The sequence below is a fragment of the Pseudomonas sp. GW821-FHT02B10 genome (assembly GCF_059421865.1).
The window spans coordinates 130,935-154,138 of the sequence record NZ_JBWKVU010000007.1 but is presented as its reverse complement, the minus strand read 5'-3'; the positions used below and the strand labels follow the sequence as shown (position 1 = coordinate 154,138).

Below are 23,204 nucleotides of genomic sequence, written 5' to 3'. Positions count from 1 at the left end.
TTTCAACAAGCGAGGAGGACCGCCATGGGCGTGACCAATCGGTTGGCCTGTTACTCCGACCCCGCCGACCACTATTCCCACCGGGTACGTATCGTGCTCGCAGAGAAGGGTGTCAGCGCCGAGATCATCAGTGTGGAGGCGGGGCGTCAGCCGCCGAAGCTGATCGAAGTGAACCCTTACGGCAGCCTGCCCACCCTGGTCGATCGTGACCTGGCGTTGTGGGAGTCGACCGTGGTGATGGAATATCTGGATGAGCGTTACCCGCACCCGCCACTACTGCCGGTTTACCCTGTGGCGCGTGCCAACAGCCGTCTGCTGATCCACCGGATCCAGCGTGATTGGTGTGGGCTGGTGGATCTGATCCTGGATTCCCGGACCAAGGAAGCCGCTCGGGCTCATGCTCGCAAAGAGCTGCGCGAGAGCCTGACTGGCGTTTCACCGCTGTTCGCGGAGAAGCCGTTTTTCCTCAGTGAGGAACAAAGTCTGGTGGATTGCTGCCTATTACCAATACTCTGGAGATTACCGATCCTGGGTATTGAATTGCCACGGCAAGCCAAGCCGTTGCTTGATTACATGGAGCGCCAGTTCGCCCGTGAGACGTTCCAGGCAAGTCTGTCTGGCGTCGAACGCGACATGCGCTAAGGCTTAAGGAGCCGCTATGAACTCCAGTCGACCTTATCTGGTCCGCGCGCTCTACGAGTGGATTGTGGACAACGATTGCACCCCGCATATGCTGGTCAATTCCGAATACCCGGCGGTGCAGGTGCCTCAGGGTTTCGCCAGTGACGGACAGATCGTCCTGAATATTTCGCCGAGTGCCGTGCGTCATTTGCACATGGATAACGAGGTGGTGACTTTCGAGGGGCGCTTCGGTGGCGTCCCGCATAGCTTGTACGTCCCTGTGCCGGCGATCCTGGGCATTTACGCCCGGGAGAATGGTCAGGGTATGGTGTTCGATCTGGAGTCGCCCGTGGATGACGAGGACGATGAAGTTGAGCCGGATGATGATATTCCACCACCGGATAACGAGCCGCCGCGTCCAAGCGGTCGACCCAGTCTGAAGGTCGTGAAGTAATAAAAAAGGCGATCCATCCGGATCGCCTTTTTTGTGTCTGTACCTTTCGTTCACATCAGTCGATGTACTCGAACAGTTTGACGATTTTCTGCACGCCGGAAACGCCCTGTACCAGATTGGTCGCCTGGGTGGCTTCCTGTTGGGTCAGCAGGCCCAGCAGGTAGACGATGCCGTTTTCCGTCACGACCTTGATGCGCGAGCCTGGAATGCTGGCATCGGTCAGCATCTGGGTCTTGATCTTGGTGGTCAGCCAGGCATCGTTCTGCCGGGCCAGCAGGGAAGAGGGCGGCAGAACCTGCAGTTCGTTGTGGACTTTCTTCACCCGTTGCACGGCGCTGGCGGCCTGCTCGGCGAGTGTCTTGAGGTCGGCGCGCGGGGTCTGGCCAGCCAGCAGGACGATACCGTTGAAGCTGGTCACCACGATGTGCGAATTGTGGTCCAGATCCGGACTGGCCTTGGCGACGTTCACTTCGACTTTGGTCTGGATCAGTGAGTCATCGATCTTGCTGCCGAAGGTGCGGGTGCCGCGGTCATCTTCGATCGGGCTTTCGCGGGTGGCGGTAATCACCGAGCTGCAACCGCTGATGCTCAAGGCTAGGGTCAGGGCCAGTAGGCCAAGGCGATTAGGGGTCATTCTTCACTCCCGAACAGTTGGCTGTCGATCAAGTCGCAGAGGCAGTGGATCGCCAGCAGGTGGACTTCCTGGATGCGTGCAGTGACATTGGCCGGTACGCGAATCTCGACATCTTCCGGCAATAGCAGGGACGCCATGCCGCCGCCATCGCGACCGGTCAATGCTACGACAATCATTTCGCGATCATGTGCGGCCTGGATCGCTTGAATAATATTCGCCGAGTTGCCGCTGGTGGAGATCGCCAGCAGGACATCGCCAGGCTGGCCCAGGGCGCGAATCTGCTTGGAAAAGACTTCGTTGTAGCTGTAGTCGTTGGCGATCGAGGTAATCGTCGAGCTGTCGGTGGTCAGTGCAATGGCTGGCAGGCTCGGGCGCTCGCGCTCGAAACGGTTGAGTAGTTCGGAGGAGAAGTGCTGGGCATCGCCGGCCGAGCCACCATTGCCGCAGGAAAGCATTTTTCCTTCGTTGAGCAGGGCGTTGACCATGACCTGGCTGGCTTGCTCGATGTGCGGTGCAAGTACGTCCATCGCCTGCTGCTTGGTGTCGATACTGGCCTGAAAAAGCTGGCGAATTCGGGATTGCATGTCCATCTGTGTGACCTTAAGTGGCGCGGCTTTCTGGCACATGAATGTGCTGCCCGCAAAGCAAAGAGCAAAAATGTTGAGTGAAAATGTCCGGCTCGGCCCGAGAGCGTCGATCAGCTTTCAAAGGCATTCCGTAGCCAGTTCAAATGAGTGGTTGTACCTGGGGCGCTGTCTATGGCGACCACATCGAAACGGCAAGGGTGGTTGGACCAGCGCGACTCGCGCTGCAGGAAAAACTGTGCGGCGAGTATCAGTTTCTGACGCTTGCGTGCGTCGATGCTGCCTAGTGCTCCACCCCATTGCGTGTGTTGTCTGTAGCGGACTTCGACGAATACTACTGTATCGCCGTCAAGCATGACCAGATCAAGCTCGCCGCGTTTGCACAACCAGTTCTGCGCCAGCAGGCGCAGCCCTTGTTGTTCAAGATGCCGGAGCGCTTGGGCTTCGGCATCCTGACCGCTTTGCTGACGTGATCGTTGTGGCATTAGCGCTGGGTGTCAGGCAGGCGAGTGATCTGGCCGCTGACGAACTCGGCCCATGGCAGCTGGCGTTGAACGCGCTGGCTCGGGCTCATGGTCAGGCTGCCCGACAGGCCTTCGATGCGGCTGTCCGGCAGGGCTTTGAGTTGCCCCAGGCGTGGTGCCAGGCGGTAGGCGTCGGCGCCCATCGCATACAGTCGACCCAGGCTGCCACCGGCTTGTGGCCACTGCGCGGCGACCTGTCGGCGCAGCGGGTCATTGGCATCCAGCAGCCAAGGCGTCTCGCAGAAGCGTATGCCGTTCATGTCGTTGTACTGGTTCTGGTCGCCGCTGGCGCTGAAGACATGAGAGGTGGCGTAGACAGGTACATCGCCGGCGTACTGGAAGTTCAGGGTCGGCTTGATCTGTTGTGCCTGTTGCGGAGTGGATGCCAGGAAAATGAACTCGATGTCCTGGCGACGCGAAGGTTGTGCGGCCACTTGAGTACCAGCGGCGTTCTGCAGGCTCTTGGCGCGGGCTTCGCTCTGGCGCAGTTGGAACAGGTCGGCAATCTGCTGGGCCAGGGCTACCGGCTGATCGACGCGTTCGATACCGACCACGCTACCGCCGTTACTTTCCCAGTCCTGACGGAAAGCCTTGAGCACACGATCACCCCATTCGCCGCGTGGCACCAGGACCGCAGCGCGGTGCAGGCCGTCGGCGCGGGCGCGGCGGGAGACTTCGCGAGCTTCATCTTCGGCGGCCAGGCCGAACTGGAACAGTTGCGCGGGGCCTTGTTCGCCTTCGCTGTAGTTCAGCGCCAGGGTGGTGATAGGCAGTTGCGGGCGCGCGGCAAGCTGTTTGACCAGCGGTTTTTCCAGCGGGCCGACGACCAGTTGCACGCCATCTGCCTGGGCCTTGCGATAGAAGTCATCCAGCGAGGTCAGGCGCGAGCTGTCGTAGAACTCGATGCTGGGAGGCTTCTGACCGGCTTGCTGAGCCTGATAGTGCGCGGCCATGAAGCCGTCGCGCAGGGCCTTGGAGACCGCGGCCAGCGGGCCTTCCTGTGGCAACAGCAGGGCGATCTTGGACAGCGGCTGGCTGGCCAGCTCCTTGAGTTTAGTCAGCGGCAGCGGCAGCTGAATGGCCGCCGGATGCTTGGGGTTCTGTGCGCGCCAGTTGTCGATGGCGGCCTGCTGTTGTTCCAGGGTGCCGGCGGTCTTCACTGCCAGCGCCAGGCTCATCCAGCCGCCCAGGTCATCGTTGCCGACGGCTTGCAGTTGATCGGTCGGCAGGCTGGCAATCAATGCCCAGATGGCTTCGTGGTTCTTGCTCGCGGCGTCGTCCTTGAGCAGTGGCGCAATGAAAATGCGCTCCCGTGCCGCGGCGAGGGCCTGGCCGTCAGCCTCTAGTGCGCGAGCGTGGACAGTGCCGGTGCGGATTTGCTGCTCTTCCGGCAGTTCGCTCAGGCGTTGCAGGCTCGGGTGGCTCAGGGCAGTCAGGGCGGCCTTTGGCTGGTTGCGAGTCATGGCCAGTTCGGCGGCCAGGGTGCTGGCGAAAACCTGCTGGCCGGGCTTGAGTTGCTCCATCGGCACTTGTTGCAGGATTTGCGCGGCCTGGCCGGCGTTGCCCTGGCGATAGGCCAGGTCGGCAGCGCTCAAGCGCAGCAGGGCTGCCTTGTCGGGTGTTTTGCTGTTGGCGGCCTGTTCGAGCAGTTGCTCGATGCTGGCATCCGGGGTCCGTGGAAGTTCGCCAAGGCTGGAGGAGGGCGAGCTGGCGCAAGCTGCCAGGAGGGCAGCAAGGCATAAGGCAGAGAACAGCCGCAGGCAAGCGATCATGTAAGTGTTCCTGATACTCGATCAAATTAGCGTGGAATTGTACCCAAGCACTGGCCGGGGCGCGATGTTACTGGCAATAAACCGTCTATTTTAGGTCGAGCAAATGTTGCAGTGCTTTAGAGCGGCTGGCGCTGTCGCAGGCGTGAGGTGCCTGCGACACGCATTCCGAAGGCTTCTACGCGCTACAATGGCGCTTTTACCGATCAAGAGGTGTGCGCTTTGACTGCTCCAGGTCCTTTGAATTCCGCTGCTGGCTCGCTTTATGTGGTGGCGACGCCCATCGGCAACCTGGACGACATCAGTGCCCGGGCCTTGAAGATCTTGCGTGAGGTGGCGCTGATTGCCGCCGAAGACACGCGCCACTCGCAACGCTTGATGCAGCACTTCGGGATTTCCACGCCGCTGGCCGCATGCCATGAGCATAACGAACGGGATGAAGGCAGCCGTTTTCTCACGCGTCTGTTGGCGGGAGACAGCGTTGCGCTGATTTCCGACGCGGGCACGCCGTTGATCTCCGATCCGGGTTACCACCTGGTGCGTCAGGCGCGTGCGGCGGGTATCAATGTCGTTCCTGTTCCTGGGGCCTGCGCTCTGATTGCGGCCTTGTCGGCGGCGGGGCTGCCTTCCGATCGTTTTATCTTCGAGGGCTTTCTGCCGGCCAAGGCGGTAGGGCGGCGCGGGCGCCTTGAGCTATTAAAGGAAGAACCGCGCACGCTGATTTTCTATGAGGCGCCACACCGTATTCTCGAGTGCTTGCAGGATATGGAGTCGGTGTTCGGTGGCGAGCGTCCGGCATTGCTGGCCCGGGAGCTGACCAAGACCTTTGAAACCCTCAAGGGGCTGCCGCTTTCGGAGTTGCGGGCTTTCGTCGAGGCAGACAGCAATCAGCAGCGCGGCGAATGCGTTGTACTGGTAGCGGGATGGTCTGCGCCGGAGAGCGACGAGGCTGTGAGCAGTGAGGCGATGCGGGTTCTCGACCTGCTGCTCAACGAGATGCCGCTCAAGCGTGCCGCGGCATTGGCGGCGGAAATTACCGGCGTGCGCAAGAATGTGCTCTATCAAGTGGCGTTGGATAAACAGAAAGGCGAGTAAACGCGATCGGCGGAATGGCAAAAGGCTTTTATCACTTGTTCTTCCGCCGCTCTGCCGTTAACCTGCGCGGCGGAGAGTCGATTGGACAGTCGCTGCCCTCTATGAAAATTAGAGGGGGGAGGAAAGTCCGGGCTCCATAGGGCGGAGTGCCAGGTAATGCCTGGGAGGCGCGAGCCTACGGAAAGTGCCACAGAAAATAACCGCCTAAGCACTTCGGTGCCGGTAAGGGTGAAAAGGTGCGGTAAGAGCGCACCGCACGTCTGGCAACAGTTCGTGGCTAGGTAAACCCCACTCGGAGCAAGACCAAATAGGGTTCCAAGGCGTGGCCCGCGCTGGAACCGGGTAGGTTGCTAAAGATGTCCAGTGATGGCCATTGTAGAGGAATGACTGTCCTCGACAGAACCCGGCTTACAGATCGACTCTCCACCTTTTCCCTCCCTGCTTGAATCAATAGCAGAAGCGCTTTTGTAATACCGAAAAGATCTTACTCTTAACAAATTACTTTAACTTCGCGATACAGCTTCTTGAGCTGATTGAAGTTATTGCACCAAATCCTTCGCCAAATTCCCGTTACCCCTCCTTTTAGTCTCCTAAATCTCCGTTCTATAAGGCTTTTCCGTCGCTCCGTGCCTTGACGGTGTGGTGGGCGCATTCCTATAGTGTGCGCAAGTGGCGGAAAGTGGCATGAAGTGGGTTTTTTGGACGTAAAACGCTAAAATTTGGAGAAACGCTGACGTGTTTCGCGGAGCTAACGCTATCAGTCTCGACGCAAAGGGCCGTCTCGCCATGCCGAGTCGGTACCGTGACGAGCTCGTTTCGCGTAGTTCCGGGCAACTTATCGTCACTATTGATGCCGTTGATCCGTGTTTGTGTGTCTACCCCCTCGACGAGTGGGAAATTATTGAAACCAAGCTGCGCGCGCTGCCTTCGCTGCGTGAAGAAAACCGTCGCTTGCAGCGTTTGCTGATTGGTAATGCCGTCGACCTCGAACTCGATGGCAGTGGTCGTTTTCTGGTTCCGCCGCGTCTGCGCGAATATGCCAAGTTGGATAAGCGCGCAATGTTGGTAGGCCAACTAAACAAGTTCCAACTGTGGGACGAGGATGCCTGGAATGCTGTTTCCGCAGCGGACCTGGCAGCTATTCAACAACCGGGCGCCATGCCTGATGAACTGCGTGATTTGATCCTGTGACTATTGATAGCGGCTTTAACCACATCACCGTACTGCTTGACGAAGCCGTCGAGGCTCTCGCCGTACGTCCTGATGGCTGCTATCTGGATGGCACCTTCGGTCGCGGTGGTCATAGTCGTCTGATCCTCAGCAAGCTCGGGCCGGATGGCCGGCTGCTCGGATTCGACAAAGATCCTCAAGCGATTGCCACCGGGCAAGCGCTAGCGGCCGAAGACGGCCGCTTTGTCGTTGTGCAGCGCAGCTTTGCCGAGCTGGGCTCGGAGGTGGCCGAGCGTGGCCTGGATGGCAAGGTCAGCGGCGTGCTGCTCGACCTGGGCGTGTCTTCGCCGCAGCTCGACGATCCTGAGCGTGGCTTCAGTTTTCTCAATGATGGTCCCCTGGATATGCGCATGGACCCGTCCCGCGGCATCAGCGCGGCGGAGTTCGTCAACACCGCGCCGGTGGAAGAAATCGCCCGCGTATTCAAGGAATATGGCGAAGAGCGTTTCTCCGGTCGTATGGCCCGCGCCGTGGCTGAGCGCCGCGATATCAAGCCGTTCGAACGCACCGCCGACCTGGCGGAAGTCTTGAAAGTCGCCAACCCGGCCTGGGAAAAGGGCAAGAACCCGGCAACCCGTGCGTTCCAGGGGTTGCGCATTCATGTCAACAACGAACTGGGCGATCTGGAAGCCGGCCTCGAAGCCGCGCTGGAGTGCCTGGAGGTCGGCGGCCGTCTGGTGGTCATCAGTTTCCACTCGCTGGAAGACCGCATCGTCAAATTGTTCATGCGCAAGCTGGTGAAGGGCGAGGCGGATAACCTGCCTCGCAACCTGCCGGTACGCCACGTGGCTTTCGAGCCGAAAATCAAAGTCCATGGCAAAGCGCAGACGGCCTCCGATGCCGAGCTCAAGGCCAACCCGCGTTCCCGTAGTGCTGTCATGCGCGTTGCGGAGAAGCTGCGGTGAGCAAGCTTTTCGCCAAGCCACTTCCAGGCGGAAGCTTTTTCATGCTTCTGCTGTTCATCGGCGTCCTGGTGTCCGCGATTGCGGTGTCCTATAGCGCCCACTGGAATCGCCAACTGCTCAACACGCTATACGGCGAGTTGAGTGTGCGCGACAAGGCACAAGCGGAGTGGGGACGGCTGATTCTCGAGCAAAGCACCTGGACCGCCCATAGCCGGATCGAAGTGCTGGCCACCGAACAACTGAAAATGCGCATTCCCGGCGCGGCAGAAGTCCAGATGGTGGCGCCATGATGAAGCTTGAAGGCGCACTCTTCCCCTGGCGGTTCCGCCTGGTGCTGGGCTTGCTCGGCATCATGGTGGCGGCGATCGCCTGGCGCATCATCGACCTGCAGGTCGTCGATCGCGACTTCCTCAAGGGGCAGGGCGATGCACGCAGCGTTCGGCATATTCCGATCCCGGCTCACCGTGGCTTGATCACCGACCGTAACGGCGAGCCGCTGGCGGTCAGTACGCCAGTGACCACTCTGTGGGCCAACGCCAAGGAAATGCAGCTGGCCAAGGACAAGTGGCCGGCATTGGCTGCTGCCTTGGGGCAAGACCCCAAGGCGCTGGCCGAGCGCCTTGAAGCGCAAGCCAATAAAGAATTCATCTACCTGGTGCGCGGCCTGACGCCCGAGCAGGGCCAGCAAGTTCTCGATCTCAAGGTGCCGGGGGTATATGGCATCGAAGAGTTCCGGCGCTTCTACCCGGCCGGCGAAGTGACCGCGCACATGGTCGGCTTTACCGACATCGACGATCGCGGCCGTGAAGGGGTCGAACTGGCTTATGACGAGTGGCTCGCCGGAGTTCCGGGCAAGCGCCAGGTCATCAAGGACCGGCGCGGCAGACTGATCAAGGATGTCCAGGTCACCAAAAACGCCAAGGCCGGCAAGCCCTTGGCGTTGTCGATTGACCTGCGCCTGCAATACCTGGCCAACCGCGAGCTGCGCAATGCCATCGTCGAGAACGGCGCCAAGGCCGGCAGCCTGGTCATCATGGACGTGAAGACCGGCGAGATCCTGGCCATGGTCAACCAGCCGACCTACAACCCGAACAACCGTCGCAACCTGCAACCAGCGATGATGCGTAACCGCGCCATGATCGACGTGTTCGAGCCGGGTTCGACCATGAAGGCCATCTCCATGAGCGCGGCGCTGGAAACCGGGCGCTGGAAACCGAGCGACACCGTCGAGGTGTATCCAGGCACGCTGCAGATCGGTAAATACACCATTCGTGACGTATCCAAGACTGAAGGTGCGGTACTCGACCTGACCGGGATTCTGATCAATTCCAGTAACGTTGGCATGAGCAAGATCGCCTTCGATATCGGTGGCGAAGCCATCTTCCGCCTGGCCCAGAAAATCGGTCTTGGCCAGGACACCGGCCTCGGTTTCCCGGGCGAACGAGTCGGCAACCTGCCGAATTATCGTGAATGGCGCAAGGCCGAGACCGCCACGCTGTCGTACGGCTACGGCATCTCGGTGACCGCGATCCAGTTGGTTCACGCCTTCTCGGCACTGGCCAACAACGGTCGCATCGCTCCGCTGACCCTGATCAAAACCGACAGGACACCGGAAACCACCCAGGTGATTCCGGAAAAGGTCGCCAAGACCATGCAAGGCATGTTGCAGCAGGTGATCGAGGCTCCGCGCGGTGTGTTCCGTGCCCAGGTACCGGCTTATCACGTGGCCGGCAAGAGTGGTACTGCACGTAAGACTTCGGTCGGTACCAAGGGTTATGCCGAGAACTCCTACCGCTCGCTGTTCGCCGGTTTCGGCCCGATGAGCGATCCGCGCTACGCCATCGTCGTGGTGATCGACGAGCCGAGCAAGGCCGGTTACTTCGGTGGTCTGGTATCGGCGCCGGTGTTCAGCAAAGTGATGTCCGGCACCCTGCGTCTGATGAATATCTCGCCGGACAACCTGCCACCTACCCAACAAGCCAATGCGGCACCAGCTAAAGGAGGGCGCGGCTGATGTCTCTTAGCCTGAACAAGATTTTCGCCCACGCTGGTCGTGATCTGCTGATTCGCGAACTGACCCTGGACAGCCGCAATGTGCGCGCCGGCGATCTGTTTCTCGCGGTGCCTGGCGGCAAGTTCGATGGTCGTGCGCACATCGCCGACGCCTTGCAGCGCGGTGCGGCCGCGGTGGCTTATGAAGTCGAAGGCGCGACCGTCCTGCCGATTACCGACGTGCCGCTGATTCCGGTCAAAGGCCTGGCGGCGCAGCTGTCGGATATCGCCGGGCGTTTTTATGGCGACCCGAGCCGCAACCTCAACCTGATTGGCGTGACCGGTACCAACGGCAAGACCAGCGTGACCCAGTTGGTGGCGCAGGCACTCGATCTGCTGGGCCAGCACTGCGGCATTGTCGGCACCCTCGGCAGCGGTTTTTATGGCGCGCTGCAAAGCGGCATGCACACCACGCCGAACCCGATTGCCGTGCAGGCCACCCTGGCCGACCTGAAAAAGGCCGGCGCCAAGGCCGTGGCGATGGAAGTGTCGTCCCATGGTCTGGACCAGGGGCGAGTCAGTGCTCTGGCCTTCGACGTGGCGGTGCTGACCAATCTGTCTCGCGATCATCTGGATTATCACGGCACCATGGAAGCCTACGGCTCCACCAAGGCCAAGCTGTTCGGCTGGACCGATCTGGGGTGCCGTGTCATCAACCTCGACGATGACTTCGGTCGGCTGCTGGCCAGTGACGAACAGGATTCGCGGTTGATTACCTACAGTCTCGAGGATCCGCGGGCCTATCTGTACTGCCGCGAAGCGCAATTCGACGACGAAGGCGTGCGTGCGACCCTGGTGACTCCGCAGGGCGAACATCATCTGCGTAGCACCTTGCTCGGTCGTTTCAATCTGAGCAACGTGCTGGCCGCTGTCGGCGCCTTGCTCGGCCTGGATTACGCCCTCGACGAAATCCTTCACGTACTGCCGAAACTGGAAGGCCCAGCCGGTCGCATGCAGCGCCTGGGCGGTGGTTCGCAACCGCTGGTGGTGGTCGATTACGCCCACACCCCGGATGCCCTGGAAAAAGTATTGCTGGCCCTGCGTCCCCATGCCAAGGGCCGTTTGCTGTGCCTGTTCGGCTGCGGCGGCGATCGCGATCGCGGCAAGCGTCCGCTGATGGCGGAAGTGGTCGAGCGCCTGGCCGACGGCGTGCTGGTCACCGACGACAACCCGCGCACGGAAGATCCGGCGCAGATTTTCGACGACATTCGTGCCGGCTTCAGCGCAGTGGACAAGGTCGAGTTCGTTTCCGGTCGCGGCCTGGCCATCGCCCAGTTGGTCGCCGGCGCTTCGGCGGACGACGTGATTGTCCTGGCCGGTAAAGGTCATGAGGACTATCAGGAAATCAATGGCGTGCGTCTCGACTTCTCCGACCTGGTGGAAGCCGATCGAGCGCTGACCGCGTGGGAGGTGGCCCATGCTTAAGGCCCTGAAACTCAGTGAACTGAGCGGACCGCTGGCGGGGCGTCTGCTGGCTGGCGATTGCAGCTTCGATGGCGTGAGCATCGACAGCCGGGCGATCAAGCCGGGCCAACTCTTTATTGCCCTGGCCGGCCCACGTTTCGACGGGCACGACTACCTGAATGAAGTCGCCGCCAAAGGCGCCGTCGGGGCCCTGGTCGAACGCGAAGTGCCAGACAGCACGCTGCCGCAGCTGCTGGTCAGCGATACCCGGCAGGCGCTCGGCCAACTGGGGGCGTTGAATCGCGCGGCTTTCACCAAGCCGGTAGCGGCGATTACCGGCTCCAGCGGCAAGACCACAGTCAAGGAAATGCTTGCGAGCATCCTGCGCACGCGCGGGCCGGTGCTTGCCACACGCGGCAATCTGAACAACGACCTGGGCGCGCCCTTGACCCTGCTGGAACTGGCCCCAGAGCACACCGCGGCCGTGATCGAGCTGGGGGCTTCGCGCATTGGCGAAATTGCCTACACCGTGGCGATGACCAAGCCGCAGGTCGCCATCATCAATAATGCCGGTACCGCTCATGTGGGTGAGTTTGGCGGGCCGGAGAAAATCGTCGAGGCCAAGGGCGAGATCCTTGAAGGGCTGGATGCTTCCGGTACCGCTGTGCTCAACCTCGACGACAAGGCCTTCCCGATCTGGAAAGGCCGCGCCGCTGGCCGTCAGGTGCTGAGTTTTGCCCTGACCAACAATGCCGCCGACTTTTACGCCTCGGATATCCAGCGTGATGCCCGTGGCTGTCCGAACTTCACCCTGCACGCGGGCAACGGTTCTGAGCGTGTCCAGTTGAACCTGCTGGGTACCCATAACGTTGCCAATGCCCTGGCCGCTGCCGCCGCCGCGCATGCCCTGGGCGTGTCCCTGTTCGGCATCGCCACCGGGCTCAACGCGGTGCAGCCAGTCAAGGGCCGCACTGTCGCCCAACTGGCGAAAAACGGTATGCGGGTAATCGACGACACCTATAACGCGAACCCCACGTCAATGTGCGCGGCCGTTGATATACTCGCCGGCTTTTCCGGTCGCACCGTCCTGGTGCTCGGAGATATCGGCGAGTTGGGCGATTGGGCGGAGCAGGGGCACCGCGAAGTGGGTGCTTATGCCGCCGGCAAGGTGTCGGCGCTCTATGCCGTGGGTCCAATGATGGCCCACGCGGTCGCCGCCTTCGGTGAGCACGCCCGACACTTCGCCAGCCAGGCCGAGCTGATTGCCGCCCTGGGTGCCGAGCAAGATACAAACACCACTATTTTGATCAAGGGATCGCGCAGCGCGGTGATGGAAAACATCGTCGCGGCTTTGTGTGGTTCCAGCACGGAGAAACATTGATGCTGCTGCTGCTAGCGGAGTACCTGCAACAGTTCTACAAAGGCTTCGCGGTCTTTCAGTACCTGACCCTGCGCGGGATTCTCGGGGTACTGACTGCACTGGTGCTGTCCTTGTGGCTGGGGCCGTGGATGATCCGCACTCTGCAGACCCGTCAGATCGGCCAGGCCGTGCGTAATGACGGTCCGCAATCGCACCTCTCCAAGTCGGGTACTCCGACCATGGGCGGCGCGTTGATTCTTTCGGCAATCGGTATCAGCACCCTGCTGTGGGCTGACCTGAGCAATCGTTATGTGTGGGTGGTGTTGCTGGTCACCCTGCTGTTCGGCGCCATTGGCTGGGTCGATGACTATCGCAAGGTGATCGAGAAGAACTCCCGTGGCCTGCCGAGCCGCTGGAAGTACTTCTGGCAGTCGGTATTTGGCCTGGGCGCGGCGATCTTCCTGTACGTCACCGCGCAAACCCCGGTCGAAACCACCTTGCTGATCCCCATGCTCAAGGACGTCAGCATTCCGCTGGGCATCGGCTTCGTGGTCCTGACCTATTTCGTGATCGTCGGCTCCAGCAACGCGGTCAACCTGACCGATGGCCTCGACGGCCTGGCGATCATGCCGACCGTGATGGTAGGCGGCGCCCTGGGCATCTTCTGCTACCTGTCGGGTAACGTGAAATTCGCTGAGTACCTGCTGATTCCTTACGTTCCGGGCGCGGGTGAACTGATTGTGTTCTGCGGCGCGCTGATCGGCGCCGGGCTCGGTTTCTTGTGGTTCAACACCTACCCGGCACAAGTCTTCATGGGCGACGTCGGCGCGCTGGCGCTGGGCGCGGCCCTGGGCACCATCGCGGTGATCGTTCGCCAGGAAATCGTTCTGTTCATCATGGGCGGTGTGTTCGTGATGGAAACCCTGTCGGTGGTCATTCAAGTTGCTTCCTTCAAATTGACCGGTCGTCGTGTATTTCGCATGGCGCCGATTCACCACCACTTTGAACTCAAGGGCTGGCCCGAGCCGCGTGTGATTGTCCGTTTCTGGATCATCACCGTGATTCTCGTGCTGATCGGCCTTGCCACCCTGAAGCTGAGGTAGAACGAGTGTCTCTGATCGCTTCTGACCACTTCCGCATCGTTGTCGGCCTCGGCAAGAGCGGCATGTCCCTGGTTCGCTTCCTGGCGAACCGGGGCGTGTCGTTTGCTGTCGCCGATACGCGGGAAAATCCACCGGAACTGGCCACGCTGCGCCGTGACTATCCGCATGTGGAAGTGCGTTGTGGCGAGCTGGACGTCGACTTCCTGTGCCGCGCCGACGAGCTCTACGTGAGCCCCGGCCTGGCCCTGGCGACCCCGGCCCTGCAAGCCGCCGCCGCCCGTGGGGTGAAACTCTCCGGCGATATCGAGCTGTTCGCGCGTAACGCGAAGGCGCCGATCGTCGCCATCAGCGGTTCCAACGCGAAAAGCACCGTGACCACCCTGGTGGGGGAAATGGCCGCGGCGGCGGGCAAGCGGGTCGCTGTCGGCGGCAACCTGGGCACGCCGGCCCTGGACCTGCTCAGCGACGATGTCGAGCTGTATGTCATGGAACTGTCCAGCTTCCAGCTGGAAACCACCGACCAGTTGGGGGCCGAAGTGGCCACCGTGCTGAACATCAGCGAAGACCATATGGACCGCTACAGCGGCCTGCCGGCGTATCACCTGGCCAAGCACCGGATCTTCCGTGGCGCCCGGCAAGTGGTGTTCAACCGCCAGGATGCCCTGACTCGGCCATTGATCGGCGAAGGCCTGCCGTGCTGGACCTTTGGCCTGAGCAAACCCGATTTCAAGGCGTTCGGCCTGCGTGAAGAGAATGGCGAGAAATACCTGGCCTTCGAATTCCAGAACCTGATGCCGGTGCGCGAGCTGAAGATCCGTGGCGCCCATAACCAGTCCAACGCCCTGGCGGCGCTGGCCCTGGGACATGCGGTCGGCCTGCCGTTCGATGCCATGCTCTCGGCCCTGCGCACCTTCGCCGGCCTCGAGCACCGCTGCCAGTGGGTTCGCGACCTGGATGGCGTGGGGTATTACAACGACTCCAAGGCCACCAACGTCGGTGCCGCACTGGCGGCCATCGAAGGCCTGGGCGCGGACATCGGAGGCAAGATCGTGCTGATCGCCGGTGGCGACGGCAAGGGTGCCGAGTTCAAGGACCTGCGCGATCCGGTGGCGGCCAATTGCCGCGCCGTGATCCTGATGGGCCGCGATTCCGACAAGATCGGCGAGGCCATCGGCGATGCCGTGCCGCTGATTCGTGTCGGCTCCCTGGTCGACGCCGTGGCGCAATGCCGTGCCGCCGCCCAGTCCGGCGACGTGGTGCTGCTGTCGCCTGCCTGCGCCAGTTTCGACATGTTCAAGAATTACGAAGACCGTGGTCACCAGTTCGTCCGCGCCGTGGAGGATCTGGCATGAACCTGAGAGACATCATCAAGCCTTATCCATCGCCGATCATCACCGGGCGCGGCGTCGACCTCGACTTCCCGATGCTCGCCGGATGCCTGACGCTGCTCGGCCTCGGGCTGATCATGATCGCCTCGGCCTCCACCGAAGTGGCGGCGGTGCAATCGGGCAGCGCCCTGTATTACATGATTCGCCACCTGATCTACGTGGTGCTGGGCCTGGGTGCCTGCATCGTCACCATGATGATTCCGATCGCCACCTGGCAACGCTTGGGCTGGATGATGCTGCTCGGTGCCTTCGGTTTGCTGGTGATGGTGATCATCCCGGGGATCGGCCGCGAGGTGAACGGTTCGATGCGCTGGATCGGCTTCAGTTTCTTCAACGTCCAGCCTTCCGAGATCGCCAAAGTGTTCGTGGTGATCTACCTCGCCGGTTACCTGGTGCGTCGCCAGAAAGAAGTGCGCGAAAGCTGGATGGGCTTCTTCAAGCCATTCATCGTCCTGTTGCCGATGGCTGGCCTGCTGCTGATGGAGCCGGACTTCGGTGCCACCGTGGTGATGATGGGGGCCGCGGCGGCGATGCTGTTCCTCGGTGGGGTCGGGCTGTTCCGTTTCTCCTTGATGGTGGTCCTGGCGGTCGCGGCGGTGGTCCTGCTGATTCAGATGCAGCCCTATCGAATGGCGCGCCTGACCAACTTTGCCGACCCCTGGGCCGACCAGTTCGGCGCGGGCTACCAGTTGTCCCAGGCCTTGATCGCTTTCGGCCGCGGCGAATGGCTGGGCGTTGGCCTGGGCAACAGCGTGCAGAAGCAGTTCTACCTGCCGGAAGCCCACACCGACTTCGTGTTCTCGGTCCTGGCCGAAGAGCTGGGCGCCGTGGGTTCCCTGTGCACGGTGGCGTTGTTCGTCTTCGTCTGTATCCGTGGCATGTACATCGGCCTGTGGGCCGAGAAAGCCAAGCAGTTCTTTGCCGCCTATGTCGCTTATGGCTTGTCGTTCCTGTGGATCGGCCAGTTCCTGATCAACATCGGGGTGAACGTCGGCCTGTTGCCGACCAAAGGTCTGACCTTGCCGTTCCTCAGTTATGGCGGCAGTTCGTTGGTGATCTGCTGCGCTTGTCTTGGCCTGTTGCTGCGCATCGAGTGGGAGAGTCGGACCCACCTGGGCAGCGAAGAGATGGAGTTCAGCGAGAGCGACTTCGCCGAGGAGCCAAGCCATGGGCGCTAATGTGCTGATCATGGCCGGTGGTACCGGCGGTCACGTGTTCCCGGCGCTGGCCTGTGCCCGCGAATTCCAGGCGCGCGGTTATACCGTGCACTGGCTCGGCACCCCGCGCGGCATCGAAAACGAACTGGTGCCGAATGCCGGCCTGCAACTGCACCTGATCAACGTCAGCGGCCTGCGGGGCAAGAGCAAGCTGTCGCTGCTCAAGGCGCCATTCGTACTGCTCAAGGCAGTGCTGCAGGCGCGCCGGATCATTCGTCAGCTCAAGCCGGTCTGCGTGCTGGGCTTTGGTGGTTATGTGACCGGCCCTGGTGGCGTCGCGGCAAAACTGTCCGGCGTGCCAGTGATCGTTCATGAACAGAACGCGGTCGCCGGTACCGCCAATCGGCTGCTGGTGCCGTTGTCGGCCCGAGTCTGCGAAGCTTTCCCGGACACCTTTGGTGCCTCCAGCAGCCGGCGTACCACCGGCAACCCGGTGCGCACCGAGCTGTTCCTCGATACACCGCGCGAGGCCCTGGCCGGACGCAAGGCGCGTTTGCTGGTCCTGGGTGGAAGCCTGGGAGCAGAGCCGTTGAACAAGTTGCTGCCTGAAGCCCTGGCGCTGGTCTCCCCCGAGCTGCGTCCGGAAGTGTTTCATCAGGCCGGCAAAAACCACGATGAAGTGACTGCAGAGCGCTATCGCGCCGCCGGCGTCGAGGCGCAGGTGCAGCCGTTCATCAAAGACATGGCCCAAGCCTACGGCTGGGCTGACCTGGTGGTCTGTCGCGCAGGCGCGTTGACCGTCAGTGAACTGGCTGCCGCCGGTCTGCCTTCGATGCTCGTGCCTTTGCCTCACGCCATCGACGATCACCAGACCCGCAATGCCGATTATTTGGCTCGTGAAGGCGCTGCCTTCCTGATGCCGCAAAGAACGACTGGCGCAGCGGACCTTGCCGCTCGCCTGACAGAGGTTTTGATGCAACCGGAACGACTCAACAGCATGGCCGACGCCGCACGTCGCCTGGCCAAACCCGATGCCACCCGTAGCGTGGTCGATATCTGCCTGGAGGTGGCCCATGGTTGAGAATCAGAAAGCCATGCCACAACCGGAAATGCGCCGTATCCGTCGCATCCACTTCGTCGGTATCGGCGGCGTGGGCATGTGCGGGATCGCCGAAGTATTGCTGAACCTGGGCTACCAGGTTTCCGGCTCCGACCTCAAGGCGTCGCCGGTCACCGAGCGCCTCGAGTCCTTTGGTGCGCAGATCTTCATCGGCCACCGTGCCGAGAACGCCGCCAACGCCGATGTACTGGTGGTGTCCAGCGCCGTGAACACCTCCAACCCGGAAGTGGCCACCGCCCTGGAACGCCGCATCCCGGTGGTGCCGCGCGCGGAAATGCTCGCCGAGCTGATGCGCTACCGCCACGGCGTCGCCGTTGCCGGTACCCACGGCAAGACCACCACCACCAGCCTGTTGGCCTCGGTGTTCGCCGCCGGTGGCCTGGACCCGACCTTCGTCATCGGTGGCCGGCTGAATGCAGCTGGCACCAATGCACAGCTGGGCACCAGCCGCTACCTGATCGCCGAAGCCGATGAAAGCGACGCCAGCTTCCTGCACCTGCAGCCGCTGGTGGCCGTGGTGACCAACATCGACGCCGACCACATGGCGACCTACGACGGTGACTTCAACAAGCTGAAGAAAACCTTCGTCGAATTCCTGCACAACCTGCCGTTCTATGGCCTGGCCGTGCTGTGCCTGGACGACCCGGTGGTGCGCGAGATCCTGCCACAGGTCAAGCGTCCGACCGTCACCTACGGTTTCAACGAAGGCGCCGACGTGCGCGCGATCAATGTACGCCAGCAGGGTATGCAGACCTTCTTCACCGTGCTGCGTCCCGATCGCGAGCCGCTGGATGTCTCGGTGAACATGCCGGGTAACCACAACGTGCTGAACGCCCTGGCGACCATCTGCATTGCCACCGACGAAGGCATCAGCGATGAAGCCATCGTCCAGGGCCTGTCGGGCTTCCAGGGCGTGGGACGTCGCTTCCAGGTCTACGGCGAACTGCCGGTGGATGGCGGCAACGTGATGCTGGTGGACGACTACGGCCACCACCCGACCGAAGTCGCGGCAGTGATCAAGGCCGTGCGCGGTGGCTGGCCTGAGCGTCGCCTGGTGATGGTCTACCAGCCGCACCGTTTCAGCCGCACCCGCGACCTATACGACGATTTCGTCCAGGTATTGGCGGACGCCAACGTCCTGCTGTTGATGGAAGTCTATCCAGCGGGCGAAGAGCCGATCCCGGGGGCGGACAGCCGTCAGCTGTGCCACAGCATCCGTCAGCGCGGTCAATTGGACCCGATCTACATCGAACGTGGGGTCGACCTCGCGCCGCTGGTCAAGCCGCTGCTGCGCGCCGGCGACATCCTGCTGTGCCAGGGCGCCGGTGATATCGGCGGTCTTGCGCCGAAGCTGCTGGGCAGCCCGTTGTTCGCGGGCGCCGTGCCTTCCGGTCAGGGGAAGTCGAAATGACCGCCGCCTACGCCTCTCTGTTTTCGACCCTCGCGCCGAAGGATTTCGGTCGCGTCGCCGTGCTGTTCGGCGGCAAGAGCGCCGAGCGCGAAGTCTCGCTGAAGTCCGGTAACGCCGTGCTCGAAGCCTTGCTGAGCGCTGGTGTGGACGCCTTCGGCATCGACGTCGGTGACGACTTCCTGCAGCGCCTGCTGAACGAGAAGATCGATCGCGCCTTCATCATCCTCCACGGTCGTGGCGGCGAAGACGGCAGCATGCAGGGCCTGCTGGAATGCATGGGTATTCCCTACACCGGCAGCGGCATCCTGGCTTCGGCGCTAGCGATGGACAAACTGCGTACCAAGCAGGTCTGGCACAGCCTCGGTATTCCGACGCCACGCCACGCCGTACTTGGCTCCGAGGCCGATTGTATTTCTGCGGCTACGGAACTGGGCATGCCTTTGATCGTCAAACCGGCGCATGAAGGTTCCAGTATTGGTATGGCCAAAGTGACATCCGCGTCCGAACTGATCGACGCATGGAAAGCGGCCAGCACCTACGACTCGCAAGTCTTGGTTGAACAATGGATTCAAGGTCCGGAGTTCACCATCGCCACGCTGCGCGGCCAGGTATTGCCACCGATCGCCCTGGGCACGCCCCACACGTTTTACGACTACGACGCCAAGTACCTGGCTTCCGATACCCAGTACCGGATTCCGTGTGGCCTCGACAGCAATAAAGAGCAGGAGCTCATGGACCTGACGGCGAAAGCCTGCGGGGCGCTCGGTATCGCCGGTTGGGCGCGTGCCGATGTGATGCAGGACGCTGATGGCCAGTTCTGGTTCCTGGAAGTGAACACCGCTCCCGGCATGACCGATCACAGTCTGGTTCCGATGGCGGCCCGTGCCGCCGGTCTGGATTTCCAGCAGCTGGTTCTGGCCATCCTGGCGGAGAGTGTCGTCAGTAACGCAGAGCCGCGAGGTTAAGGCCATGCAAGGCGCCCAGCTACGTCATCAGCAACCCGCTCCCGGCCGCAAGCCGGTGCCGCGTGGTGCCAGCCGGATGGTGGCCAAGGAGCCGATGTCGGCGCGCCTGCCGAAAGCCAACTTTGGCGTGCTGAAAAGCCTGATGTGGCCGGTGCTGCTGGTCGCGCTGGGCTTCGGCACTTACGAGGGCGCGCAGCGCCTGTTGCCCTATGCCGACCGGCCGATCACCAAGGTCGCGGTGCAGGGCGACCTGAGTTACATCAGCCAGCAGGCGGTGCAGCAGCGGATCGCGCCCTACGTCGCGGCGAGCTTCTTCACCATCGACCTGGCGAGCATGCGTACCGAGCTGGAACAGATGCCATGGATCGCTCATGCCGAGGTAAGGCGTGTGTGGCCGGACCAGGTGGTGATTCGCCTGGAAGAGCAGTTGCCGGTGGCCCGTTGGGGCGACGAGGCGCTGTTGAACAACCAGGGCCAGGCCTTCACCCCGCGTGAGCTGGCGAACTACGAGCACTTGCCACAGTTGTTCGGCCCGCAGCGGGCCCAGCAGCAGGTGATGCAGCAGTACCAGGTGTTGAGCCAGATGCTTCGCCCGATGGGTTTCTCCATTGCCCGTCTGGAGTTGCGCGAGCGCGGCAGCTGGTTCCTGACCACGGGGGCCGGCAGCGCCGGTCCTGGTATCGAACTGTTGCTCGGACGCGATCACCTGGTGGAGAAGATGCGCCGCTTCATTGCCATTTATGAAAAAACGCTGAAAGAACAGATTACGAACATCGCGCGCATCGATCTGCGTTATGCCAACGGCCTGGCCGTCGGCTGGCGGGAACCTGTAGCGCCCACGACGGCCCAACCCGCCGTCGCGAAGAATTAAGAAGAGGCAGGACCATGGCAAACGTGCAAAGCGGCAAAATGATCGTCGGTCTGGATATCGGCACCTCCAAGGTGGTGGCGCTGGTAGGCGAGGTCGCGGCCGATGGCACGCTGGAAATCGTCGGTATCGGCACCCATCCATCGCGCGGCCTGAAGAAGGGCGTGGTGGTGAATATCGAGTCCACCGTTCAATCGATCCAGCGCGCGGTAGAAGAAGCGCAACTGATGGCCGGTTGCCGTATCCACTCGGCGTTCGTCGGTGTGGCGGGCAATCACATTCGCAGCCTGAACTCCCACGGCATCGTGGCGATTCGTGATCGCGAAGTGAGCTCGGCGGACCTGGAGCGGGTACTCGACGCGGCGCAGGCCGTGGCGATTCCGGCCGACCAGCGGGTGCTGCACACCCTGCCGCAGGATTACGTGATCGATAACCAGGAAGGCGTGCGCGAGCCCCTGGGCATGTCCGGCGTACGCCTGGAAGCCAAGGTGCACGTAGTGACCTGCGCGGTGAATGCCGCCCAGAACATCGAAAAGTGCGTGCGTCGCTGCGGCCTGGAAATCGACGACATCATTCTCGAACAGCTGGCCTCGGCGTATTCGGTACTGACCGACGACGAGAAAGAGCTGGGCGTGTGCCTGGTGGATATCGGTGGCGGCACCACCGACATCGCGATCTTCACCGAAGGCGCGATCCGCCATACCGCGGTGATCCCGATTGCCGGCGACCAGGTGACCAACGACATCGCCATGGCGCTGCGTACGCCGACCCAGTACGCCGAAGAAATCAAGATTCGTTATGCCTGCGCCCTGGCCAAGCTGGCCGGTGCCGGCGAAACCATCAAGGTGCCAAGCGTCGGCGACCGTCCTCCGCGCGAATTGTCCCGTCAGGCCCTGGCCGAAGTGGTCGAGCCGCGTTACGACGAGCTGTTCACCCTGATCCAGGCCGAACTGCGTCGCAGCGGCTACGAAGACCTGATCCCGGCCGGCATCGTGCTGACCGGCGGTACTTCGAAAATGGAAGGCGCGGTCGAACTGGCCGAAGAGATTTTCCACATGCCGGTCCGCCTGGGCGTGCCACACACCGTCAAAGGCCTGTCCGACGTGGTGCGCAACCCGATCTACTCCACCGGCGTGGGCTTGCTGTTGTACGGGCTGCAGAAGCAGTCCGACGGTATCTCGTTCTCCGGCATCGGTAGCCGGGACAGCTACAGCAGCGACGAACCCAAGGCCGCCTTGCTCGATCGCATCAAGAGCTGGGTGCAGGGCAATTTCTGAAGATTTACCGCAACACCGTTGTAAGCAGTAGGCGAAAAAACTAGAGAAATGAAAGGAGAGGGAAAATGTTCGAACTCGTAGACAACGTCCCCGCAAGTCCGGTAATCAAGGTTATCGGTGTCGGCGGTGGCGGCGGCAACGCCGTCAATCACATGGTCAAGAGCAACATCGAAGGCGTCGAATTCATCTGCGCCAACACTGATGCTCAAGCGCTGAAAAACATCGGCGCGCGGACCATCCTGCAACTGGGTACCGGCGTGACCAAGGGCCTGGGTGCTGGCGCCAATCCTGAAGTCGGCCGTCAAGCCGCCCTGGAAGACCGCGAGCGTATCGCTGAAGTGCTGGCGGGCACCAACATGGTGTTCATCACGACCGGCATGGGCGGTGGTACCGGTACCGGTGCTGCGCCGATCATCGCCGAAGTGGCCAAGGAAATGGGCATCCTCACCGTTGCGGTGGTGACCCGTCCGTTCCCGTTCGAAGGCCGCAAGCGCATGCAGATCGCCGATGAAGGCATCCGCGCGCTGAGCGAAAGCGTCGATTCGTTGATCACCATTCCCAACGAAAAACTGCTGACCATCCTCGGCAAAGACGCCAGCCTGCTGTCGGCTTTTGCCAAGGCCGACGACGTCCTGGCCGGTGCCGTTCGCGGTATCTCCGACATCATCAAGCGTCCGGGCATGATCAACGTCGACTTCGCCGACGTACGCACCGTGATGAGCGAAATGGGCATGGCGATGATGGGCACTGGCTGCGCCAGCGGTCCTAACCGTGCACGTGAAGCGACCGAAGCGGCGATCCGCAACCCGCTGCTGGAAGACGTGAACCTGCAAGGCGCGCGCGGCATCCTGGTGAACATCACCGCCGGTCCCGACCTGTCCCTGGGTGAGTACTCCGACGTGGGTAGCATCATCGAAGCCTTCGCTTCCGAGCACGCCATGGTCAAGGTCGGTACCGTTATCGATCCGGACATGCGCGACGAGCTGCACGTGACTGTGGTTGCCACAGGTCTGGGCGCGAAAATCGAGAAACCTGTGAAGGTCATCGACAATACCGTGCAAACCTCCATGGCCGCTGCACAGGCGCCAGCACCTGCGCGTCAGGAACTGCCGTCGGTCAACTACCGTGATCTGGACCGTCCGACCGTCATGCGCAACCAGGCCCAGGCCAGTGCTGCGACTGCGGCGAAGCTGAATCCGCAAGATGATCTGGACTACCTGGACATCCCGGCTTTCCTGCGTCGCCAGGCCGATTGATGGAATGTATCAGGGGTATTAGGGTGA

Annotated in this window: 22 protein-coding genes and 1 other RNA gene; 19 read left to right on the top strand and 4 right to left on the bottom strand. The window is 61.8% G+C overall.

Annotated features, from left to right (window positions below):
- Positions 1–24 precede the first annotated feature (24 nt).
- Positions 25–642 carry a glutathione S-transferase N-terminal domain-containing protein gene (locus AC07VU_RS17095; RefSeq protein ID WP_495030178.1) on the top strand — a complete coding sequence of 206 codons (618 nt, stop codon included), beginning with the start codon at positions 25–27 and terminating at the stop codon, positions 640–642.
- 16 nt (positions 643–658) lie between these two features.
- On the top strand, positions 659–1,075 hold the full coding sequence (locus tag AC07VU_RS17090; RefSeq protein ID WP_053262566.1) for a ClpXP protease specificity-enhancing factor: 417 nt from the start codon (positions 659–661) through the stop codon (positions 1,073–1,075).
- 55 nt (positions 1,076–1,130) lie between these two features.
- Here the strand turns inward: AC07VU_RS17090 and AC07VU_RS17085 are convergent, their stop codons facing one another.
- The 4 genes from AC07VU_RS17085 to AC07VU_RS17070 form a co-directional block, all read right to left on the bottom strand.
- Positions 1,131–1,709, bottom strand: a complete 579-nt coding sequence (locus AC07VU_RS17085) for a BON domain-containing protein (RefSeq protein WP_007928462.1) — start codon at positions 1,707–1,709, stop codon at positions 1,131–1,133.
- Complete coding sequence (locus AC07VU_RS17080) at positions 1,706–2,299, bottom strand: phosphoheptose isomerase (RefSeq protein WP_007928463.1); 594 nt, start codon at positions 2,297–2,299, stop codon at positions 1,706–1,708. The genes AC07VU_RS17085 and AC07VU_RS17080 overlap by 4 nt, the downstream gene beginning before the upstream one ends.
- Positions 2,300–2,406: 107 nt before the next feature.
- Positions 2,407–2,778, bottom strand: coding sequence for a YraN family protein (locus AC07VU_RS17075; protein WP_007928464.1), 372 nt, complete (start codon positions 2,776–2,778; stop codon positions 2,407–2,409).
- Complete coding sequence (locus tag AC07VU_RS17070) at positions 2,778–4,589, bottom strand: penicillin-binding protein activator (RefSeq protein ID WP_274304577.1); 1,812 nt, start codon at positions 4,587–4,589, stop codon at positions 2,778–2,780. Before AC07VU_RS17070 ends, AC07VU_RS17075 begins: the two co-directional genes overlap by 1 nt.
- A 237-nt stretch (positions 4,590–4,826) precedes the next feature.
- Here AC07VU_RS17070 and rsmI point away from each other — a divergent pair, with 237 nt between their 5' ends.
- The 17 genes from rsmI to ftsZ all read left to right on the top strand — a co-directional run bounded on the left by rsmI (position 4,827) and on the right by ftsZ (position 23,177).
- Positions 4,827–5,681, top strand: coding sequence for a 16S rRNA (cytidine(1402)-2'-O)-methyltransferase (gene rsmI, locus AC07VU_RS17065; RefSeq protein WP_178081121.1), 855 nt, complete (start codon positions 4,827–4,829; stop codon positions 5,679–5,681).
- A gap of 73 nt (positions 5,682–5,754) precedes the next feature.
- Positions 5,755–6,108, top strand: an RNA gene (gene rnpB, locus AC07VU_RS17060) — RNase P RNA component class A.
- Positions 6,109–6,416: 308 nt separating this feature from the next.
- Positions 6,417–6,872: a division/cell wall cluster transcriptional repressor MraZ gene (gene mraZ, locus AC07VU_RS17055; RefSeq protein ID WP_003205355.1), complete on the top strand. Its 456-nt coding sequence runs from the start codon at positions 6,417–6,419 to the stop codon at positions 6,870–6,872.
- Positions 6,869–7,816 carry a 16S rRNA (cytosine(1402)-N(4))-methyltransferase RsmH gene (rsmH, locus tag AC07VU_RS17050; RefSeq protein ID WP_053262562.1) on the top strand — a complete coding sequence of 316 codons (948 nt, stop codon included), beginning with the start codon at positions 6,869–6,871 and terminating at the stop codon, positions 7,814–7,816. The genes mraZ and rsmH overlap by 4 nt, the downstream gene beginning before the upstream one ends.
- On the top strand, positions 7,813–8,106 hold the full coding sequence (gene ftsL / locus AC07VU_RS17045) for a cell division protein FtsL (protein WP_009050721.1): 294 nt from the start codon (positions 7,813–7,815) through the stop codon (positions 8,104–8,106). The genes rsmH and ftsL overlap by 4 nt, the downstream gene beginning before the upstream one ends.
- Positions 8,106–9,830, top strand: a complete 1,725-nt coding sequence (locus AC07VU_RS17040) for a peptidoglycan D,D-transpeptidase FtsI family protein (protein ID WP_164523783.1) — start codon at positions 8,106–8,108, stop codon at positions 9,828–9,830. Before ftsL ends, AC07VU_RS17040 begins: the two co-directional genes overlap by 1 nt.
- Positions 9,830–11,293 (top strand): UDP-N-acetylmuramoyl-L-alanyl-D-glutamate--2,6-diaminopimelate ligase, encoded by a 1,464-nt coding sequence (locus AC07VU_RS17035; protein WP_102678599.1) that lies wholly within the window; start codon positions 9,830–9,832, stop codon positions 11,291–11,293. Before AC07VU_RS17040 ends, AC07VU_RS17035 begins: the two co-directional genes overlap by 1 nt.
- A complete protein-coding gene (locus AC07VU_RS17030) occupies positions 11,286–12,653 on the top strand; it encodes a UDP-N-acetylmuramoyl-tripeptide--D-alanyl-D-alanine ligase (RefSeq protein WP_053262559.1) in 1,368 nt (455 codons plus the stop codon). The genes AC07VU_RS17035 and AC07VU_RS17030 overlap by 8 nt, the downstream gene beginning before the upstream one ends.
- Positions 12,653–13,735: a phospho-N-acetylmuramoyl-pentapeptide-transferase gene (gene mraY, locus AC07VU_RS17025; protein ID WP_007928475.1), complete on the top strand. Its 1,083-nt coding sequence runs from the start codon at positions 12,653–12,655 to the stop codon at positions 13,733–13,735. Before AC07VU_RS17030 ends, mraY begins: the two co-directional genes overlap by 1 nt.
- Positions 13,736–13,740: 5 nt before the next feature.
- Positions 13,741–15,087 (top strand): UDP-N-acetylmuramoyl-L-alanine--D-glutamate ligase, encoded by a 1,347-nt coding sequence (murD, locus tag AC07VU_RS17020; protein WP_277589567.1) that lies wholly within the window; start codon positions 13,741–13,743, stop codon positions 15,085–15,087.
- Positions 15,084–16,301 carry a putative lipid II flippase FtsW gene (ftsW, locus tag AC07VU_RS17015; protein ID WP_007928477.1) on the top strand — a complete coding sequence of 406 codons (1,218 nt, stop codon included), beginning with the start codon at positions 15,084–15,086 and terminating at the stop codon, positions 16,299–16,301. Before murD ends, ftsW begins: the two co-directional genes overlap by 4 nt.
- Positions 16,291–17,361 carry an undecaprenyldiphospho-muramoylpentapeptide beta-N-acetylglucosaminyltransferase gene (murG, locus tag AC07VU_RS17010; RefSeq protein ID WP_009045512.1) on the top strand — a complete coding sequence of 357 codons (1,071 nt, stop codon included), beginning with the start codon at positions 16,291–16,293 and terminating at the stop codon, positions 17,359–17,361. The genes ftsW and murG overlap by 11 nt, the downstream gene beginning before the upstream one ends.
- Positions 17,354–18,811 carry a UDP-N-acetylmuramate--L-alanine ligase gene (gene murC, locus AC07VU_RS17005; protein WP_274304574.1) on the top strand — a complete coding sequence of 486 codons (1,458 nt, stop codon included), beginning with the start codon at positions 17,354–17,356 and terminating at the stop codon, positions 18,809–18,811. The genes murG and murC overlap by 8 nt, the downstream gene beginning before the upstream one ends.
- Positions 18,808–19,776 carry a D-alanine--D-alanine ligase gene (locus AC07VU_RS17000; RefSeq protein ID WP_007922135.1) on the top strand — a complete coding sequence of 323 codons (969 nt, stop codon included), beginning with the start codon at positions 18,808–18,810 and terminating at the stop codon, positions 19,774–19,776. The genes murC and AC07VU_RS17000 overlap by 4 nt, the downstream gene beginning before the upstream one ends.
- 4 nt (positions 19,777–19,780) lie before the next feature.
- The gene (locus tag AC07VU_RS16995; RefSeq protein WP_007922133.1) at positions 19,781–20,647 is read left to right on the top strand and encodes a cell division protein FtsQ/DivIB; all 867 of its coding nucleotides are present in this window, start codon (positions 19,781–19,783) and stop codon (positions 20,645–20,647) included.
- 14 nt (positions 20,648–20,661) lie between these two features.
- A complete protein-coding gene (gene ftsA, locus AC07VU_RS16990) occupies positions 20,662–21,921 on the top strand; it encodes a cell division protein FtsA (RefSeq protein WP_007922131.1) in 1,260 nt (419 codons plus the stop codon).
- 65 nt (positions 21,922–21,986) lie between these two features.
- Entirely contained in the window at positions 21,987–23,177 is a 1,191-nt protein-coding gene (gene ftsZ / locus AC07VU_RS16985) for a cell division protein FtsZ (protein WP_007922129.1), read from the top strand.
- Positions 23,178–23,204: the final 27 nt, after the last annotated feature.

Coding starts and splice junctions, on each gene's coding strand:
- murC (WP_274304574.1), top strand. CDS start 17,354: ATGGTTGAGAATCAGAAAGCCATGCCACAACCGGAAATGCGCCGTATC.
- ftsA (WP_007922131.1), top strand. CDS start 20,662: ATGGCAAACGTGCAAAGCGGCAAAATGATCGTCGGTCTGGATATCGGC.
- AC07VU_RS17085 (WP_007928462.1), bottom strand. CDS start 1,709: ATGACCCCTAATCGCCTTGGCCTACTGGCCCTGACCCTAGCCTTGAGC.
- ftsZ (WP_007922129.1), top strand. CDS start 21,987: ATGTTCGAACTCGTAGACAACGTCCCCGCAAGTCCGGTAATCAAGGTT.
- mraY (WP_007928475.1), top strand. CDS start 12,653: ATGCTGCTGCTGCTAGCGGAGTACCTGCAACAGTTCTACAAAGGCTTC.
- murG (WP_009045512.1), top strand. CDS start 16,291: ATGGGCGCTAATGTGCTGATCATGGCCGGTGGTACCGGCGGTCACGTG.
- AC07VU_RS17095 (WP_495030178.1), top strand. CDS start 25: ATGGGCGTGACCAATCGGTTGGCCTGTTACTCCGACCCCGCCGACCAC.
- AC07VU_RS16995 (WP_007922133.1), top strand. CDS start 19,781: ATGCAAGGCGCCCAGCTACGTCATCAGCAACCCGCTCCCGGCCGCAAG.
- AC07VU_RS17040 (WP_164523783.1), top strand. CDS start 8,106: ATGAAGCTTGAAGGCGCACTCTTCCCCTGGCGGTTCCGCCTGGTGCTG.
- AC07VU_RS17070 (WP_274304577.1), bottom strand. CDS start 4,589: ATGATCGCTTGCCTGCGGCTGTTCTCTGCCTTATGCCTTGCTGCCCTC.
- AC07VU_RS17090 (WP_053262566.1), top strand. CDS start 659: ATGAACTCCAGTCGACCTTATCTGGTCCGCGCGCTCTACGAGTGGATT.
- AC07VU_RS17075 (WP_007928464.1), bottom strand. CDS start 2,778: ATGCCACAACGATCACGTCAGCAAAGCGGTCAGGATGCCGAAGCCCAA.
- AC07VU_RS17000 (WP_007922135.1), top strand. CDS start 18,808: ATGACCGCCGCCTACGCCTCTCTGTTTTCGACCCTCGCGCCGAAGGAT.
- AC07VU_RS17035 (WP_102678599.1), top strand. CDS start 9,830: ATGTCTCTTAGCCTGAACAAGATTTTCGCCCACGCTGGTCGTGATCTG.
- AC07VU_RS17030 (WP_053262559.1), top strand. CDS start 11,286: ATGCTTAAGGCCCTGAAACTCAGTGAACTGAGCGGACCGCTGGCGGGG.
- ftsW (WP_007928477.1), top strand. CDS start 15,084: ATGAACCTGAGAGACATCATCAAGCCTTATCCATCGCCGATCATCACC.
- AC07VU_RS17080 (WP_007928463.1), bottom strand. CDS start 2,299: ATGGACATGCAATCCCGAATTCGCCAGCTTTTTCAGGCCAGTATCGAC.